16 protein-coding genes are annotated in these 18,736 nt (G+C 52.4%); 12 read left to right on the forward strand and 4 right to left on the reverse strand.

Features of this window, described 5'->3' with window-relative positions; all coding sequences use genetic code 11:
* Nucleotides 1-52: 52 nt before the first annotated feature.
* Nucleotides 53-1,027 (reverse strand): acrylyl-CoA reductase (NADPH), encoded by a 975-nt coding sequence (gene acuI, locus C3D30_RS18330; RefSeq protein ID WP_105287229.1) that lies wholly within the window; start codon nt 1,025-1,027, stop codon nt 53-55.
* Nucleotides 1,028-1,178: 151 nt separating this feature from the next.
* Here acuI and csrD point away from each other — a divergent pair, with 151 nt between their 5' ends.
* Nucleotides 1,179-3,119 (forward strand): RNase E specificity factor CsrD, encoded by a 1,941-nt coding sequence (gene csrD, locus C3D30_RS18335; protein ID WP_105287230.1) that lies wholly within the window; start codon nt 1,179-1,181, stop codon nt 3,117-3,119.
* Here csrD and C3D30_RS18340 read toward each other — a convergent pair.
* Nucleotides 3,116-3,265 carry a hypothetical protein gene (locus C3D30_RS18340; RefSeq protein WP_016159494.1) on the reverse strand — a complete coding sequence of 50 codons (150 nt, stop codon included), beginning with the start codon at nt 3,263-3,265 and terminating at the stop codon, nt 3,116-3,118. The genes csrD and C3D30_RS18340 overlap by 4 nt on opposite strands.
* 159 nt (nt 3,266-3,424) lie before the next feature.
* On the opposite strand from C3D30_RS18340, the gene mreB reads away from it, so the two are divergent.
* The 7 genes from mreB to tldD all read left to right on the forward strand — a co-directional run bounded on the left by mreB (nt 3,425) and on the right by tldD (nt 13,714).
* Nucleotides 3,425-4,468, forward strand: a complete 1,044-nt coding sequence (gene mreB, locus C3D30_RS18350; RefSeq protein ID WP_000913396.1) for a rod shape-determining protein MreB — start codon at nt 3,425-3,427, stop codon at nt 4,466-4,468.
* 65 nt (nt 4,469-4,533) lie between these two features.
* Nucleotides 4,534-5,604 (forward strand): rod shape-determining protein MreC, encoded by a 1,071-nt coding sequence (gene mreC / locus C3D30_RS18355; RefSeq protein ID WP_000802527.1) that lies wholly within the window; start codon nt 4,534-4,536, stop codon nt 5,602-5,604.
* The gene (gene mreD, locus C3D30_RS18360; protein ID WP_000135265.1) at nt 5,604-6,092 is read left to right on the forward strand and encodes a rod shape-determining protein MreD; all 489 of its coding nucleotides are present in this window, start codon (nt 5,604-5,606) and stop codon (nt 6,090-6,092) included. The genes mreC and mreD overlap by 1 nt, the downstream gene beginning before the upstream one ends.
* Nucleotides 6,093-6,100: 8 nt before the next feature.
* On the forward strand, nt 6,101-6,694 hold the full coding sequence (yhdE, locus tag C3D30_RS18365; RefSeq protein WP_000203083.1) for a nucleoside triphosphate pyrophosphatase YhdE: 594 nt from the start codon (nt 6,101-6,103) through the stop codon (nt 6,692-6,694).
* Nucleotides 6,684-8,153, forward strand: coding sequence for a ribonuclease G (gene rng / locus C3D30_RS18370; RefSeq protein ID WP_000123197.1), 1,470 nt, complete (start codon nt 6,684-6,686; stop codon nt 8,151-8,153). Before yhdE ends, rng begins: the two co-directional genes overlap by 11 nt.
* Before the next feature lie 67 nt (nt 8,154-8,220).
* The gene (yhdP, locus tag C3D30_RS18375) at nt 8,221-12,021 is read left to right on the forward strand and encodes an AsmA2 domain-containing protein YhdP (RefSeq protein WP_105287231.1); all 3,801 of its coding nucleotides are present in this window, start codon (nt 8,221-8,223) and stop codon (nt 12,019-12,021) included.
* Between the two features lie 247 nt (nt 12,022-12,268).
* Nucleotides 12,269-13,714, forward strand: a complete 1,446-nt coding sequence (tldD, locus tag C3D30_RS18380) for a metalloprotease TldD (protein ID WP_105287232.1) — start codon at nt 12,269-12,271, stop codon at nt 13,712-13,714.
* Nucleotides 13,715-13,787: 73 nt separating this feature from the next.
* Here tldD and aaeR read toward each other — a convergent pair whose 3' ends face one another.
* Nucleotides 13,788-14,717, reverse strand: coding sequence for an HTH-type transcriptional activator AaeR (gene aaeR / locus C3D30_RS18385; protein WP_021550120.1), 930 nt, complete (start codon nt 14,715-14,717; stop codon nt 13,788-13,790).
* Between the two features lie 182 nt (nt 14,718-14,899).
* On the opposite strand from aaeR, the gene aaeX reads away from it, so the two are divergent.
* From aaeX to C3D30_RS18405, 4 genes are all read left to right on the forward strand, one after another.
* The gene (gene aaeX, locus C3D30_RS18390; RefSeq protein WP_000051841.1) at nt 14,900-15,103 is read left to right on the forward strand and encodes a p-hydroxybenzoic acid efflux pump operon protein AaeX; all 204 of its coding nucleotides are present in this window, start codon (nt 14,900-14,902) and stop codon (nt 15,101-15,103) included.
* Between the two features lie 7 nt (nt 15,104-15,110).
* Nucleotides 15,111-16,043, forward strand: coding sequence for a p-hydroxybenzoic acid efflux pump subunit AaeA (gene aaeA, locus C3D30_RS18395; RefSeq protein ID WP_000854026.1), 933 nt, complete (start codon nt 15,111-15,113; stop codon nt 16,041-16,043).
* A 5-nt stretch (nt 16,044-16,048) separates the two neighbouring features.
* Entirely contained in the window at nt 16,049-18,016 is a 1,968-nt protein-coding gene (gene aaeB / locus C3D30_RS18400; RefSeq protein ID WP_105287233.1) for a p-hydroxybenzoic acid efflux pump subunit AaeB, read from the forward strand.
* Between the two features lie 91 nt (nt 18,017-18,107).
* Nucleotides 18,108-18,380, forward strand: coding sequence for a barstar family protein (locus C3D30_RS18405; RefSeq protein ID WP_001029013.1), 273 nt, complete (start codon nt 18,108-18,110; stop codon nt 18,378-18,380).
* Between the two features lie 54 nt (nt 18,381-18,434).
* Here the strand turns inward: C3D30_RS18405 and yhcN are convergent, their stop codons facing one another.
* Nucleotides 18,435-18,698 carry a peroxide/acid stress response protein YhcN gene (gene yhcN, locus C3D30_RS18410; RefSeq protein ID WP_016159490.1) on the reverse strand — a complete coding sequence of 88 codons (264 nt, stop codon included), beginning with the start codon at nt 18,696-18,698 and terminating at the stop codon, nt 18,435-18,437.
* Nucleotides 18,699-18,736: the final 38 nt, after the last annotated feature.

Here is an 18,736-nt window from a genome sequence, read left to right on the forward strand (position 1 = left end):
CAAAGTGCTGCTAAAATTCGTTAGTTATATGTAAATTATTTTGTACGAAATCTTAACTTATTTTTACCAGTGTGCGCCCCTGCACTTGGTTATTAATAATGGCTTCGGCAAACTTCGGTGCCTCTGTCAGTGAGATTTCTTTTGCTGCCTGTGAATAGAATGATTCCGGTAGATCAGCGACCAGGCGCTGCCAGGCCTGCGCCCGACGAGCTGGTGGCGTCATGACTGAATCCACTCCTTGCAGACGGACGTTGCGCAGAATAAACGGCATTACCGTGGTTGGCAGAGCAAAGCCACCCGCCAGACCACAAGCCGCCACGCAGCCGCCGTAGTTCATTTGTGCCAGTACTTTCGCCAGTACTTTGTCACCAACGGTGTCAATTGCGCCTGCCCAGAGTTGTTTTTCCAGGGGACGGGATTCAGCAAACTCATCGCGCGGCAGAATACGGCTGGCGCCTAAACTTTTCAGATACTCATGGGTACTTTCGCGACCAGATACAGCAACGACCTGATAACCTAACTTATGCAACAGCGCCACGGCTGTACTGCCGACGCCGCCGCTGGCACCCGTCACCACAATCTCGCCATCCTGCGGACGAATACCGGCATCTTTCAGTGCCATTACGCACAGCATGGCGGTAAATCCGGCAGTACCGATAATCATCGCTTTACGCGCGTCCAGACCTTGCGGCATCGCAACAAGCCAGTCACCTTTTACGCGCGCCTGTTGTGCCAGCCCGCCCCAGTGGTTTTCACCGACGCCCCAACCCGTCAGTAACACTTCCTGACCGGCATGAAAACGAGGATCTTCACTGGCGCGTACCGTTCCGGCGAAGTCAATGCCAGGAATCATCGGAAAATTACGGATGATTTTTCCTTTACCGGTAATCGCCAGTGCATCTTTATAATTCAGACTCGACCACTGGACATCGACCGTCACATCGCCTTCCGGCAGGCGACTTGCGTCCAGAGTCTGTACAGATGCGAGGGTTTTACCGTCCTGCTGTTCTAAAAGTAACGCCTGCATAAGAGATCCTCATGTGCATGATGGATTGGAAAATAATTTCTGAAGACTATACTCGCTAATGGAAAAGCAAAGCCGATGAAGCGCAATAAATTGCGAGATAAATCTGATTTGCTAGTATGCCCGCGTCCTCACTATCGGAGTTAACACAAGGATGAGATTAACGACGAAATTTTCGGCCTTTGTCACGCTGCTCACCGGGTTAACAATTTTTGTGACTCTGCTGGGCTGCTCGCTTAGTTTCTACAACGCCATTCAGTATAAGTTTAGTCATCGTGTTCAGGCAGTGGCGACGGCGATCGATACCCACCTTGTGTCGAATGACTTCAGCACATTGAGGCCACAAATCAGCGAACTGATGATGTCTGCAGATATCGTTCGCGTGGATCTTTTGCACGATAAAAAACAGGTTTATACCCAGTCCCGCAATGGTAGTTACCGTCCGGTGGGAACCAGCGATCTGTTTCGCGAACTGACTGTACCGTTGATTAAACATCCGGGGATGTCGCTGCGTTTGGTTTATCAGGACCCGATGGGCAACTATTTCCACTCGTTGATGACCACCGCACCGCTCACCGGTGCGATTGGATTTATCATTGTTATGCTCTTCCTGGCAGTACGCTGGTTACAGCGGCAACTTGCCGGGCAAGAACTGCTGGAAACCCGCGCCACACGTATTTTAAATGGTGAGCGAGGCTCGAATGTGTTGGGAACCATCTATGAATGGCCGCCCAGAACCAGCAGTGCGCTGGATACGCTGCTTTGTGAAATTCAGAACGCACGCGAACAGCACAGTCGTCTTGATACACTGATTCGCTCCTATGCTGCTCAGGACATCAAAACCGGCCTTAATAACCGACTCTTTTTCGATAATCAGTTAGCAACGTTACTGGAAGATCAGGAGAAAGTGGGGACTCACGGGATCGTGATGATGATCCGCCTGCCGGATTTCAATATGTTGAGCGATACCTGGGGGCACAGCCAGGTTGAAGAACAGCTCTTTACCCTGACAAATCTGTTATCGACATTTATGATGCGTTATCCGGGGGCGCTATTGGCGCGTTATCACCGTAGCGATTTCGCCGTGCTGTTGCCACACCGGACATTAAAAGAGGCGGAGAGTATTGCCGGGCAATTGATCAAGGCGGTCGATACCTTACCGACGAATAAAATGCTGGATCGTGATGATATGATTCACATCGGCATCTGTGCCTGGCGTAGCGGGCAGGATACCGAACAGGTGATGGAACATGCGGAATCCGCCACGCGCAATGCAGGATTACAGGGCGGCAATAGCTGGGCTATTTACGATGACTCGTTACCTGAAAAAGGGCGCGGTAACGTTCGTTGGCGTACGCTCATCGAGCAAATGCTGAGTCGCGGCGGCCCGCGTCTTTATCAGAAACCGGCGGTTACCCGTGAAGGGCAGGTTCATCACCGCGAACTGATGTGTCGTATCTTTGATGGTAACGAAGAGGTCAGTTCGGCGGAATATATGCCGATGGTGTTGCAGTTTGGCTTATCGGAAGAGTATGACCGTCTGCAAGTCAGTCGCCTCATCCCGCTGTTACGCTATTGGCCGCAAGAAAATCTGGCGATTCAGGTCACCGTTGAGTCGTTGATTCGCCCGCGTTTCCAGCGTTGGCTACGCGATACACTGATGCAGTGTGAAAAATCACAGCGAAAACGCATAATTATTGAACTTGCAGAGGCTGATGTTGGTCAACATATCGGTCGCTTGCAACCTGTCATTCGTTTGGTGAATGCTTTAGGCGTTCGGGTCGCCGTCAACCAGGCTGGTTTGACGCTGGTAAGTACTCGTTGGATCAAAGAACTTAATGTCGAATTACTCAAGCTCCATCCGGGGCTGGTAAGAAACATTGAGAAGCGAACAGAGAATCAATTGTTGGTTCAGAGCATGGTAGAAGCGTGTTCCGGGACCAACACCCAGGTTTACGCTACTGGCGTACGTTCGCGAAGCGAGTGGCAGACCCTGATTCAGCGTGGGGTTTTGGGTGGGCAGGGGGATTTTTTTGCGTCCTCACAGCCACTTGATACTAACGTGAAAAAATATTCACAAAGATACTCGGTTTAACCTGCCGTTTGATCCGTTTTCACGTAGAATAACGCGCGCTGCGTTTCACGGGAGCGTGCTTGTCTGTTCGCCAGATTGTTGCAGCACATATGCAGATTAATGACCTTACGCAGTTGCAAACAGGCGAGGAATGCATGCTGATGCATTTAGCCTCTCTGGACTCAGGTAGAGATTTGTAACAAAGGAAACAAACTGCACTAATTTTCACCGTAGCAGATGATTTTTGCGCCTTGTCGCTGCTGCGTGTGGTTGGTAAAGTAAGCGGATTTTCTTTTCCGCCCCAGCTTTCAGGATTATCCCTTAGTATGTTGAAAAAATTTCGTGGCATGTTTTCCAATGACTTGTCCATTGACCTGGGTACTGCGAATACCCTCATTTATGTAAAAGGACAAGGCATCGTATTGAATGAGCCTTCTGTGGTGGCTATTCGTCAGGATCGTGCCGGTTCACCGAAAAGCGTAGCTGCAGTAGGTCATGACGCGAAGCAGATGCTGGGCCGTACGCCGGGCAATATTGCTGCCATTCGCCCAATGAAAGATGGCGTTATCGCTGATTTCTTCGTGACTGAAAAGATGCTCCAGCACTTTATCAAACAAGTGCACAGCAACAGCTTTATGCGTCCAAGCCCGCGAGTTCTGGTTTGTGTGCCGGTTGGCGCTACCCAGGTTGAGCGCCGTGCTATTCGTGAATCCGCGCAGGGCGCAGGCGCCCGCGAAGTATTCCTGATTGAAGAGCCGATGGCCGCAGCAATCGGTGCCGGCTTGCCGGTATCTGAAGCAACCGGTTCCATGGTGGTTGATATCGGTGGTGGTACTACTGAAGTTGCCGTTATCTCCCTGAACGGTGTGGTTTACTCCTCTTCTGTACGTATCGGCGGTGACCGCTTCGACGAAGCGATCATCAACTACGTTCGTCGTAACTACGGTTCTCTGATCGGTGAAGCGACTGCAGAACGTATCAAACACGAAATCGGTTCTGCTTATCCGGGCGATGAAGTCCGTGAAATTGAAGTTCGTGGCCGTAACCTGGCAGAAGGCGTGCCACGCGGCTTTACATTGAATTCCAACGAAATCCTCGAAGCGCTGCAAGAGCCGCTGACCGGCATCGTTAGCGCGGTGATGGTTGCGCTGGAGCAGTGCCCGCCGGAACTCGCTTCCGACATTTCCGAGCGCGGAATGGTGCTCACTGGCGGTGGTGCGCTGCTGCGTAACCTTGACCGTTTGTTAATGGAAGAAACCGGCATTCCTGTTGTTGTTGCTGAAGACCCGCTGACCTGTGTGGCGCGCGGTGGCGGCAAAGCACTGGAAATGATCGACATGCACGGCGGCGACCTGTTCAGCGAAGAGTAATCGGATGCAGGCAGGGGAAGCATCTGTTTGCCCTGCCTGGTCTGATACGAGAATACGCATAACTTATGAAGCCAATTTTTAGCCGTGGCCCGTCGCTACAGATTCGCCTTATTCTGGCGGTGCTGGTGGCGCTCGGCGTTATTATTGCCGACAGTCGCCTGGGGATGTTTAGTCAAATCCGTACCTATATGGATACCGCCGTCAGTCCTTTCTACTTTGTTTCCAATGCTCCTCGAGAATTGCTGGATGGCGTATCGCAGACGCTGGCCTCGCGTGATCAACTAGAACTTGAAAACCGGGCGTTACGTCAGGAATTGCTGTTGAAAAACAGCGAACTGCTGATGCTTGGACAATACAAACAGGAGAACGCGCGCCTGCGCGAGCTGCTGGGTTCTCCGTTGCGCCAGGATGAGCAAAAGATGGTGACCCAGGTTATCTCTACGGTTAACGATCCGTATAGCGATCAAGTCGTTATCGACAAAGGCAGCGTTAACGGAGTTTATGAAGGCCAGCCGGTCATCAGCGACAAAGGTGTTGTTGGCCAGGTGGTGGCGGTCGCCAAACTGACCAGCCGCGTGCTGCTGATTTGCGACGCGACCCATGCACTGCCAATTCAGGTACTCCGTAATGATATCCGCGTAATTGCTGCGGGTAACGGTTGTACTGATGATTTACAACTTGAGCACCTGCCAGCGAATACTGATATTCGTGTTGGTGATGTATTGGTGACATCTGGTCTTGGTGGACGCTTCCCGGAAGGTTATCCGGTGGCGGTCGTCTCTTCTGTGAAACTCGATACCCAGCGCGCTTATACCGTGATCCAGGCGCGTCCGACTGCGGGGCTGCAACGTTTGCGTTATCTGCTGCTGCTGTGGGGCGCAGATCGTAACGGTGCTAATCCCATGACGCCGGAAGAGGTGCATCGCGTTGCTAATGAACGTTTGATGCAGATGATGCCGCAGGTATTGCCTTCGCCAGACGCAATGGGACCAAAACTTCCGGAACCGGCAACGGGAATTACCCAGCCAGACCCGCAGCAACCTGCAACAGGTACTGCCACTAACCGCTCTCCACAAAGGGCTACGCCGCCGCAAAGTGGTGCTCAACCGCCTGCACGTGCGCCAGGAGGGCAATAGTGGCGAGATATCGTAGCCAGGGGCGCTGGGTTATCTGGCTCTCTTTCCTCATCGCCTTGTTACTACAAATTATGCCCTGGCCGGATAATCTCATCGTTTTCCGGCCAAACTGGGTATTGCTCATCTTATTGTATTGGATCCTGGCCTTGCCTCATCGCGTAAATGTGGGCACAGGTTTTGTGATGGGTGCCATACTGGATCTGATCAGTGGCTCTACGCTCGGTGTCCGGGCGTTGTCGATGAGTATCATTGCTTATCTGGTAGCACTGAAATTCCAGCTTTTCCGCAACCTGGCATTATGGCAGCAGGCGCTGGTCGTCATGTTGCTTTCGCTGGTAGTGGATATTATTGTTTTCTGGGCAGAGTTTTTAGTGATCAACGTCTCTTTCAGACCCGAAGTGTTCTGGAGTAGTGTAGTCAATGGTGTGCTCTGGCCGTGGATTTTCTTGCTGATGCGCAAAATCCGTCAGCAGTTTGCAGTGCAATAAAGGTTTCTATGACTTCTCTGTATTTAGCTTCCGGTTCTCCGCGTCGTCAGGAGTTACTTGCGCAACTTGGCGTGACCTTTGAACGTATTGTTACGGGCATTGAGGAACAGCGCCATCCGCAGGAGAGCGCGCAGCAGTATGTTATGCGTCTGGCGCGTGAGAAAGCGCAAGCAGGTGTTGCTCATACTGCGCAGGATCTCCCGGTACTGGGAGCGGATACCATCGTTGTCCTGAATGGGGAAGTGTTAGAGAAACCGCGCGATGCAGAGCATGCGGCGCAGATGTTGCGCAAATTATCGGGACAGACTCATCAGGTAATGACGGCGGTGGCGCTGGCAGACAGCCAGTACATTCTCGATTGTCTGGTGGTCACCGATGTGACGTTCAGAACGTTAACAGACGAAGACATCGCGGGCTATGTTGCCAGCGGTGAACCGTTAGATAAAGCAGGTGCATACGGTATTCAGGGGCTGGGTGGTTGTTTTGTCAGGAAGATAAATGGCAGCTATCACGCCGTAGTCGGCTTACCGCTGGTTGAAACGTATGAATTATTAAGTAATTTTAACGCACTGCGTGACAAAAGGGATAAACATGACGGCTGAATTGTTGGTAAACGTAACGCCTTCGGAAACACGAGTGGCGTATATTGATGGCGGTATTCTGCAGGAAATTCATATTGAACGTGAGGCGCGACGCGGAATAGTAGGCAATATCTACAAGGGTCGTGTAAGTCGTGTACTTCCGGGTATGCAGGCGGCTTTTGTAGATATTGGGCTGGATAAAGCCGCGTTTCTTCATGCATCCGACATCATGCCGCACACCGAATGTGTGGCGGGTGAAGAACAAAAGCAGTTCACGGTGCGCGATATTTCAGAGCTGGTGCGTCAGGGACAAGATCTGATGGTGCAGGTGGTGAAAGACCCGCTTGGCACTAAAGGTGCGCGCCTGACCACAGATATCACGCTGCCATCTCGCTATCTGGTGTTTATGCCGGGTGCATCTCACGTTGGGGTTTCCCAACGCATTGAAAGTGAATCTGAACGTGAACGCCTGAAAAAAGTGGTCGCAGAGTATTGCGACGAGCAGGGCGGATTTATCATCCGTACTGCGGCGGAAGGGGTTGGCGAAGCGGAGCTGGCCTCTGATGCTGCCTACCTGAAACGTGTCTGGACCAAAGTGATGGAGCGTAAAAAGCGTCCACAGACCCGTTATCAACTGTACGGCGAACTGGCGCTGGCGCAGCGTGTTCTGCGTGATTTCGCCGACGCTGAGCTGGATCGTATTCGCGTTGACTCGCGCCTGACTTACGAAGCATTGCTTGAGTTCACCTCGGAATATATTCCTGAGATGACCAGCAAGCTGGAGCATTACACCGGACGCCAGCCAATTTTCGATCTCTTTGATGTCGAAAACGAAATCCAGCGGGCGCTGGAACGCAAAGTAGAACTGAAATCCGGCGGCTATCTGATTATCGACCAGACCGAAGCGATGACCACTGTGGACATCAATACCGGGGCGTTTGTCGGTCATCGCAATCTGGACGACACCATCTTCAATACCAATATTGAAGCGACGCAGGCTATCGCTCGCCAGTTACGGTTGCGTAACCTGGGCGGGATTATCATTATTGATTTCATCGACATGAATAATGAAGATCACCGTCGCCGCGTATTGCATTCGCTGGAACAGGCGTTGAGTAAAGACCGGGTGAAAACCAGCGTTAACGGTTTTTCTGCTCTGGGGTTGGTGGAAATGACGCGTAAACGCACCCGCGAAAGCATTGAGCACGTACTGTGTAATGAATGCCCTACCTGCCACGGTCGCGGAACGGTAAAAACCGTGGAAACGGTATGCTATGAAATCATGCGCGAGATCGTTCGCGTGCACCATGCTTACGACTCTGACCGTTTCCTGGTCTATGCTTCTCCGGCAGTAGCGGAAGCCTTGAAAGGCGAAGAATCTCACTCGCTGGCGGAAGTGGAAATTTTTGTAGGCAAGCAGGTTAAAGTACAAATCGAACCGCTCTACAACCAGGAGCAGTTTGACGTCGTAATGATGTAAACAAATGCTGGGCCGCCATCCGGCAAAGGGTTTTTGAGTCACATTTTTAGCAGACAAGGAGTGACGGGTGAGGCGATTGCCGGGGATTTTACTGCTTACTGGAGCCGCGCTCGTTGTGATCGCTGCGCTGCTGGTCAGCGGCCTGCGTATTGCTTTACCGCACCTCGACGCCTGGCGCCCGGAAATCCTTAACAAAATTGAATCCGCGACGGGTATGCCGGTGGCAGCCAGTCAGCTCTCCGCCAGTTGGCAAAATTTTGGCCCAACACTCGAAGCGCACGACATCCGCGCTGAGTTGAAAGATGGCGGTGAATTTTCGGTTAAACGCGTCACCCTGGCGCTGGATGTCTGGCAGAGCCTGCTGCATATGCGCTGGCAGTTTCGCGACCTCACTTTCTGGCAACTGCGCTTTCGCACCAATACCCCCATCACCAGTGGCGGTAGTAATGATAGCCTGGAAGCCAGCCACATCAGCGATCTGTTTCTTCGTCAGTTCGATCACTTCGATCTCCGCGATAGCGAAATCAGCTTCCTGACACCATCCGGTCAGCGCGCTGAACTGGCGATCCCGCAACTCACCTGGCTTAACGATCCACGTAGACACCGCGCGGAAGGTCAGGTAAGTCTCTCCAGTCTGACCGGACAACACGGCGTGATGCAGGTGCGCATGGATCTGCGTGATGACGAGGGACTGTTAAGCAATGGTCGCGTCTGGCTCCAGGCTAATGACATTGACCTGAAGCCGTGGCTCGGTAAATGGATGCAGGACAATATTGCGCTGGAAACGGCACAGTTCTCCCTTGAAGGCTGGATGACGATCGACAAAGGCGATGTGATCGGCGGCGATGTCTGGCTGAAACAGGGCGGTGCAAGCTGGCTGGGCGAGAAAAAAACGCATTCGCTGTCGGTGGATAATCTGACCGCGCACATAACGCGCGAACATTCGGGCTGGCAGTTTTCCATTCCTGATACGCGGATCACCATGGACGGCAAACCCTGGCCGAGTGGAGCTTTGACGCTGGCCTGGATACCGGAACAGGACGTTGGCGGCAAAAACAATAAACGCAGTGACGAACTACGGATTCGCGCCAGCAATCTGGAGCTGGCGGGGCTGGAAGGCATACGCCCACTGGCCGCGAAACTTTCACCTGCCCTGGGTGACATCTGGCGCTCCACGCAGCCGAGCGGCAAGATCAACACGCTGGCGCTGGATATCCCGCTCCAGGCAGCCGAAAAGACCCGCTTTCAGGCATCGTGGAGCGATCTGGCCTGGAAGCAATGGAAATTACTGCCAGGCGCGGAGCACTTCTCCGGGACGCTTTCCGGTAGCGTAGAAAATGGTTTGCTGACGGCTTCCATGAAGCAGGCGAAAATGCCTTACGAAACGGTATTTCGCGCACCGCTGGAAATTGCCGACGGTCAGGCAACTATAAGCTGGTTGAATAATGACAAAGGTTTCCAGCTGGATGGTCGTAACATCGACGTCAAAGCTAAAGCCGTCCATGCGCGCGGCGGTTTTCGTTACCTGCAACCTGCTAACGATGAACCCTGGCTGGGGATTCTGGCTGGCATTAGTACCGATGATGGTTCACAAGCCTGGCGCTATTTCCCGGAAAACCTGATGGGGAAAGAGTTAGTCGATTATCTAAGTGGCGCAATTCAGGGCGGTGAAGCGGATAACGCAACCCTGGTTTATGGCGGCAATCCACATCTTTTCCCTTACAAACACAACGAAGGTCAGTTTGAAGTGCTGGTGCCGCTGCGTAACGCGAAGTTTGCTTTCCAGCCAGATTGGCCAGCGTTGACTAATCTCGATATTGAACTGGACTTTATTAACGACGGTTTATGGATGAAAACCGATGGTGTTAATCTGGGCGGTGTGCGCGCCAGTAACCTCACTGCGGTGATCCCTGACTACTCGAAAGAAAAGTTGCTGATTGACGCTGACATTAAAGGTCCGGGTAAAGCCGTTGGTCCTTACTTTGATGAGACGCCGCTGAAGGACTCGCTGGGAGCGACCCTCCAAGAACTCCAGCTCGACGGCGATGTGAATGCTCGCTTACATCTCGATATCCCGCTGAACGGCGAACTGGTTACAGCGAAAGGTGAAGTGACGCTGCGCAACAACAGTCTGTTTATCAAACCCCTCGACAGCACTCTGAAAAATTTGAGCGGAAAATTCAGCTTTATCAATGGTGATCTGCAAAGTGAACCACTGACAGCAAGCTGGTTTAACCAGCCACTGAACGTGGATTTTTCCACCAAAGAAGGGGCGAAAGCCTACCAGGTTGCGGTGAATCTCAACGGCAACTGGCAACCGGCGAAAACCGGCGTTCTGCCTGAAGCGGTGAACGAAGCGTTAAGCGGCAGCGTGGCGTGGGATGGAAAAGTGGGTATTGAGCTGCCTTATCATGCTGGCGCGACCTATAACGTAGAGCTGAACGGCGATCTGAAGAATGTGAGTAGTCACTTACCCTCACCGTTAGCCAAACCTGCGGGCGAACCGCTACCGGTTAACATTAAGGTTGATGGCAATCTCAACAGCTTTGAATTAACCGGGCAGGCTGGCACGAAGAACCATTTCAATAGCCGCTGGTTGCTCGGTCAAAAGTTGACGCTTGAGCGCGCTATCTGGGCGGCAGACAGCAAAACGCTTCCCCCGTTACCGGAACAGAGTGGTGTTGAGTTAAATATGCCGCCAATGGACGGCGCCGAATGGCTGGCGCTATTCCAGAAAGGCGCGACGGAAAAAGTTGGTAGCGCGGCGAGTTTCCCTCAGCACATTACGTTACGTACACCGGCGTTGTCATTGGGGAATCAGCAGTGGAATAACCTGAGCATCGTCTCGCAACCGATGGCAAACGGTACGCAGGTTGAGGCGCAAGGGCGTGAAATCAACGCTACGCTGGCGATGCGTAATAACGCGCCGTGGCTGGCGAATATTAAATATCTCTATTACAACCCGAACGTAGCGAAAACAGGTGGTAAATCAATGAGTTCATCACCTTTCCCGACCACGGAGCGCATCAGCTTCCGTGGCTGGCCGGACGCGCAAATACGTTGCGCAGAGTGCTGGTTCTGGGGGCAAAAATTCGGTCGCATCGACAGCGATATCACCATTTCCGGCGATACGTTAACGCTGACCAATGGACTGATTGATACCGGTTTCTCGCGACTCACTGCCGATGGTGAATGGGTTAACAATCCGGGGAATGAACGCACCTCGCTGAAAGGAAAACTGCGCGGACAGAAAATTGATGCCGCCGCAGAATTTTTTGGTGTCACGACGCCAATACGCCAGTCGTCATTTAATGTGGATTACGATTTACACTGGCGTAAAGCACCGTGGCAGCCAGATGAAGCGACATTGAATGGCATCATTCATACTCAACTGGGCAAAGGCGAAATTACCGAAATTAGCACCGGACATGCCGGGCAATTGCTGCGCTTATTGAGCGTTGATGCCCTGATGCGTAAGCTGCGTTTTGATTTCAGGGATACCTTTGGCGAAGGGTTCTATTTTGACTCCATTCGCAGCACCGCGTGGATTAAAGACGGCGTTATGCACACCGATGACACGCTGGTGGATGGCCTGGAAGCGGATATCGCCATGAAAGGGTCGGTGAATCTGGTGCGTCGCGATCTGAATATGGAAGCGGTTGTCGCACCAGAGATTTCTGCGACGGTCGGCGTAGCTGCAGCCTTTGCGGTTAACCCCATTGTCGGCGCGGCGGTGTTTGCCGCCAGTAAAGTGCTGGGGCCGCTGTGGAGCAAAGTTTCCATTTTGCGCTATCACATTTCGGGTCCGCTGGACGATCCGCAAATCAACGAAGTGTTGCGCCAACCGCGTAAAGAAAAAGCGCAATGATTTGACGAGGGCGCGTAATTGCCCCAATCTCATAAGATAATCGTTGCCATACGGCCAACGAGCCGGAACATAACCGTAGGCCGGATAAGGCGTTCACGCCGCATCCGGCAGCCGTTGCCTGATGCGATGCAGTGCGTCTTATCAGGCCTACAAACCGGAAATAACCGTAGGTCGGATAAGGTGTTCACGCCGCGTCCGGCAGCCGTAAAAAATCCTCTACCGCAGTAACTAACGAGTAGCAAAAACGATGAGTCTGAACCTGGTAAGTGAACAATTGCTAGCGGCGAACGGCCTGAAACATCAGGACTTGTTCGCGATCCTCGGTCAACTGACCGAACGTCGCCTTGATTATGGCGATCTCTATTTTCAGTCGAGCTATCACGAATCCTGGGTTTTAGAAGACCGCATTATTAAAGATGGTTCTTACAACATCGATCAGGGCGTTGGCGTGCGTGCAATCAGCGGTGAAAAAACCGGATTTGCTTACGCTGACCAAATCAGCCTGCTGGCGCTGGAACAGAGTGCGCAAGCGGCGCGTACCATTGTGCGTGACAACGGCGATGGCAAAGTACAGACGCTGGGTGTGGTAGAGCATAGCCCGCTGTATACCTCGGTCGACCCGCTGCAAAGCATGAGCCGTGAAGAGAAGCTGGATATCCTGCGTCGTGTCGATAAGGTTGCTCGCGAAGCGGACAAACGCGTACAGGAAGTGACTGCCAGCCTCAGTGGCGTCTATGAATTAATTCTGGTTGCGGCGACTGACGGCACCCTGGCGGCAGATGTGCGCCCTCTGGTGCGTCTTTCTGTGAGCGTTCTGGTCGAAGAAGATGGTAAACGCGAACGCGGCGCCAGTGGCGGCGGCGGTCGTTTTGGTTATGAGTTCTTCCTTGCCGATCTCGACGGCGAAGTCCGTGCGGATGCATGGGCAAAAGAAGCCGTGCGTATGGCGCTGGTCAATCTTTCTGCTGTTGCCGCACCTGCGGGCACCATGCCGGTGGTTCTCGGCGCTGGCTGGCCTGGCGTGCTGTTGCATGAAGCGGTCGGTCATGGCCTGGAAGGCGACTTCAACCGCCGTGGTACTTCGGTCTTTAGTGGACAGGTCGGGGAGCTGGTGGCTTCTGAACTGTGTACAGTGGTTGATGACGGCACGATGGTTGATCGCCGTGGTTCGGTGGCGATTGATGACGAAGGTACGCCAGGACAGTACAACGTGCTGATTGAGAACGGCATCCTGAAAGGTTACATGCAGGATAAACTCAACGCGCGCTTAATGGGCATGAAGCCGACCGGCAATGGTCGCCGTGAATCCTACGCTCACCTGCCAATGCCGCGTATGACCAATACCTACATGCTGCCGGGTAAATCTACCCCGCAGGAAATTATTGAATCCGTTGAGTATGGCATCTATGCGCCGAACTTCGGTGGCGGTCAGGTAGATATCACCTCCGGTAAATTTGTCTTCTCCACCTCAGAAGCGTATCTGATTGAAAACGGTAAAGTAACGAAGCCGGTGAAAGGCGCAACGTTGATTGGTTCCGGAATCGAAACCATGCAGCAGATTTCGATGGTGGGCAACGACCTGAAACTGGATAACGGCGTGGGTGTCTGCGGTAAAGAAGGGCAGAGTTTGCCGGTTGGCGTGGGCCAGCCGACGCTTAAAGTCGATAACCTGACCGTTGGCGGTACTGCGTAATCTATCCAGGCCGGTAAGCGTCGCATCAGGCATTGGTTGCCGGATGCAGTGCTTACCGACTTACGCACATAAATTACTTCTCTTTCCCGCGCCCGTGCATCTCCTGAAATAGCTTACCGACCTCAACAAAATAATCCGTCAGTGAGTTGATCACGACCTGCACCTTCAGTGGCAGCTTATCTTTTTCGGTATACAACGCATAAACCGGGCGTGGATCTGACTGGTAACGCGGCAGCAAGATCTCCAGTTCCCCGCGATTGATCTCGTTGATCACCCACATCAGCGGCACGTAGGCGATGCCGGCGCCTGCCGTCAGCCAGCGCACCAGCGTCATCGGATCATTTGTGACAAACCGTCCTTGCGGGATCAGTCGTGTTGAGATCCCTTCCGGGGCAATCAGTTCAAATTCATTGTCCGGGCGCACGCTGTATTCCAGCCATGAATGGCTACTTAAATCGGCGGGTTTTTCCGGTATGCCGTATTGTATGAGATAGCTTTTAGCGGCGCACACTACCATTGGCATCGCGCCCAGACGGCGGGAAAACAGGCTGGAATCCTGTAAAGCGCCGACGCGGATCACCACATCCAGACCATCAGCGATCAGGTCGGGCGCAGGTATACCGGTAACCAGATTCACGCTCAGACCTGGGTACTCTTTCAGCATTTTTGCTGTCAGCCCGGCGAGAACATTTTGTGCCATAGTTGAAGAACAGCCAATGCGCAGCGTCCCGATGGGCGTGTTATTGAAGGCATACAGTTGTTCATGGACATCCTGCACTTCATGGAGCATCCGACGGCAGCCCTGGTAGTAAATTCTACCGGCCTCGGTCAGACCAATGCTGCGTGTGCTGCGGTTTAGCAGCTTTACCTGCAACTCATCTTCCAGTTTTGACACCGTCTGACTGATGGACGAAACGCTCATCTGTAGCTGTCTGGCGGCGGCGGTAAAAGAGCCAAATTCAACTACTTTGGCAAACACCGACATGCGTTTTAGTCGTTCCATTATTCACTCTGACTTAAAAGTGATTTAGATCACATAATATAGATAACAGCATAACAGTTACGTTAATATATTAAATATCAATCTACAGCAATGTTGCTCTCGCCCGGCTTTCCATGCCCTTCTCTGCGGCGACAGATGCTGAAAATAATAACGCCTGCTCTCTCTATACAACCAAGGTCAACATGAGTCTGTTTCCCGTTATCGTGGTGTTTGGGCTGTCCTTCCCACCGATATTTTTCGAATTGCTTTTATCACTGGCGATTTTCTGGCTGGTGCGCCGGGTACTTGTGCCAACAGGTATCTACGACTTTGTCTGGCATCCGGCGTTGTTCAACACCGCGCTCTATTGCTGCTTGTTTTATTTGATATCGCGACTGTTCGTTTGAGGTTGAAGTGAAAACACTAATAAGAAAATTCTCCCGTACGGCCATCACGGTCGTATTAGTCATTCTGGCCTTCATCGCAATTTTTAATGCCTGGGTCTATTACACCGAATCCCCGTGGACGCGTGACGCACGCTTTAGCGCCGACGTCGTTGCGATCGCGCCGGACGTATCCGGACTCATTACTCAGGTGAATGTTCATGATAACCAGCTGGTGAAAAAAGGACAGGTACTGTTCACCATCGACCAGCCGCGCTATCAAAAGGCGCTCGAGGAAGCGCAAGCCGATGTTGCTTATTATCAGGTGCTGGCACAGGAAAAACGCCAGGAGGCCGGACGTCGTAACCGTCTCGGCATACAGGCGATGTCTCGCGAAGAGATAGACCAGGCCAACAACGTACTACAAACGGTTCTGCATCAATTAGCGAAAGCGCAGGCGACCCGCGATCTGGCAAAACTGGATCTTGAACGCACGGTGATCCGCGCGCCAGCAGATGGTTGGGTGACCAATCTCAACGTCTATACCGGTGAGTTTATTACCCGTGGCTCAACGGCGGTTGCGCTGGTGAAACAGAACTCCTTCTATGTGCTGGCCTATATGGAAGAAACCAAGCTGGAAGGCGTACGCCCTGGGTATCGCGCAGAGATCACGCCGCTTGGCAGCAACAAAGTTCTGAAAGGTACGGTTGATAGCGTCGCTGCCGGGGTCACCAACGCCAGCAGTACGCGCGATGACAAAGGAATGGCGACTATCGACTCTAACCTGGAGTGGGTGCGTCTGGCGCAACGTGTTCCGGTACGTATTCGTCTCGACAACCAGCAAGAGAACATCTGGCCTGCGGGCACCACCGCTACGGTGGTGGTCACTGGCAAACAGGATCGTGACGAAAGCCAGGATTCGTTCTTCCGTAAAATGGCTCATCGCCTGCGTGAGTTTGGTTAATCACGATGGGTATTTTCTCCATTGCTAACCAACATATTCGCTTCGCGGTAAAACTGGCGACCGCCATTGTGCTGGCGCTGTTTGTTGGCTTTCACTTTCAGCTGGAAACGCCACGTTGGGCGGTACTGACAGCGGCGATTGTTGCCGCCGGTCCGGCCTTTGCTGCCGGTGGCGAACCGTATTCTGGCGCTATTCGCTATCGTGGCTTTTTACGTATCATCGGCACATTTATTGGTTGTATTGCCGGGCTGGTGATCATTATTGCGATGATCCGCGCCCCCTTGCTGATGATTCTGGTGTGCTGTATCTGGGCTGGTTTTTGTACCTGGATTTCTTCACTGGTACGAATAGAAAACTCCTATGCGTGGGGACTGGCTGGTTATACCGCGCTGATCATTGTGATCACTATTCAGCCGGAACCGCTGCTTACGCCGCAGTTTGCCGTCGAACGTTGTAGTGAGATCGTTATTGGTATTGTGTGTGCGATTATGGCGGATCTGCTCTTTTCTCCGCGATCGATCAAACAAGAAGTGGATCGAGAGCTGGAAAGTTTGCTGGTCGCGCAATATCAATTAATGCAACTCTGTATCAAGCATGGCGATGGTGAAGTTGTCGATAAAGCCTGGGGCGACCTGGTTCGACGCACCACGGCGCTACAAGGTATGCGCAGCAACCTGAATATGGAATCTTCCCGCTGGGCGCGAGCCAATCGACGTTTAAAAGCGATCAATACGCTATCGCTGACACTGATTACCCAGTCCTGCGAAACCTATTTGATTCAGAATTCGCGCCCGGAATTGATCACTGATACTTTCCGCGAATTTTTTGACACGCCGGTAGAAACCGCGCAGGACGTTCACAAGCAGTTAAAACGCCTGCGGAGAGTTATTGCCTGGACCGGGGAACGTGAAACACCTGTCACCATTTATAGCTGGGTCGCGGCAGCAACGCGTTATCAATTGCTCAAACGCGGCGTTATCAGTAACACAAAAATCAACAAGACCGAAGAAGAGATCCTGCAAGGCGAGCCGGAAGTAAAAGTAGAGTCAGCCGAACGTCATCATGCGATGGTAAACTTCTGGCGAACCACACTTTCCTGCATTCTGGGCACGCTTTTCTGGCTGTGGACGGGGTGGACTTCCGGCAGTGGCGCAATGGTGATGATTGCGGTAGTGACGTCACTGGCAATGCGTTTGCCGAATCCACGTATGGTGGCGATCGACTTTATCTACGGGACGCTGGCGGCGCTGCCGTTAGGGCTGCTCTACTTTTTGGTGATTATCCCTAATACCCAACAGAGTATGTTGCTGCTGTGTATTAGCCTTGCAGTGCTGGGATTCTTCCTCGGCATTGAGGTACAGAAACGGCGACTAGGCTCAATGGGGGCGCTGGCCAGCACCATCAATATTATCGTGCTGGATAACCCGATGACGTTCCATTTCAGCCAGTTTCTCGACAGCGCATTAGGGCAAATCGTCGGCTGTGTGCTCGCGTTCATCGTTATTTTGCTGGTGCGGGATAAATCGCGCGACAGAACCGGACGCGTATTGCTTAATCAATTTGTTTCTGCTGCCGTTTCCGCGATGACCACCAATGTCGCGCGACGTAAAGAGAACCATCTTCCGGCACTTTATCAGCAGTTGTTTTTGCTGATGAATAAATTTCCCGGAGATTTGCCGAAATTTCGCCTGGCGCTGACGATGATTATCGCGCACCAGCGCCTGCGTGATGCGCCGATCCCGGTTAACGAGGATTTATCGGCGTTTCACCGACAAATGCGCCGCACAGCTGACCATGTGATATCTGCCCGTAGCGATGATAAACGTCGTCGGTACTTTGGGCAGTTGCTGGAAGAACTGGAAATCTATCAGGAAAAGCTACGCATCTGGCAAGCGCCACCGCAGGTGACGGAACCGGTGCATCGGCTTACCGGTATGCTGCATAAATACCAGCACGCGCTGACCGATAGTTAAGTTAAAACCGACGCCAAAAGCGTCGGTTTTTTCATGTCTATACTTAGCGATGAACGGCAGAACTCGCCGCGAAACGTGACGGTGGCAACAGATGAATATCTATACCTTTGATTTTGATGAGATTGAGAGTCAGGAGGATTTTTATCGCGACTTTAGCCAAACCTTTGGCCTGGCGAAAGATAAGGTACGCGATCTCGACTCTTTATGGGATGTGTTAATGAACGATGTCCTGCCGCTACCGCTGGAGATCGAATTTGTTCATCTGGGAGAGAAAACGCGTCGCCGTTTTGGCGCGTTAATATTGCTGTTTGATGAGGCAGAGGAAGAGCTGGAAGGGCATTTGCGTTTTAATGTTCGTCATTAGCGCAAAAAAAGCCCCCGAACCGGGGGCAATATCGTCGGACAAGACGATGAGGGTTTATTTGTACAGTTCAGCCGTAGCGTGCCAGGTGTCACCGCTACGAGCTTCAGTAATCTGGTAGGCCGTTGCGCCTTTTTCTTCCGCTTTTTTATTCAGCATTTCACGCATATCCATCGGTGAAGACGCCACCCCACTGACGGATACTGTACCGATAGCTTCACGGTTTTGCGCTTGTGCAGCATTAATGGAATCGGCAGCGAACGCACCGAAAGAGAGAACAGAAAGTACGCTTAATGCAGCAACAGTGGTTTTGATTTTCATGATTTTTACCTCGACATAATCTTTTAACTGGGTCTTTG

It is taken from the genome of Escherichia sp. MOD1-EC5433, from assembly GCF_002966005.1.
GTDB classification, from domain to species: domain Bacteria; phylum Pseudomonadota; class Gammaproteobacteria; order Enterobacterales; family Enterobacteriaceae; genus Escherichia; species Escherichia ruysiae.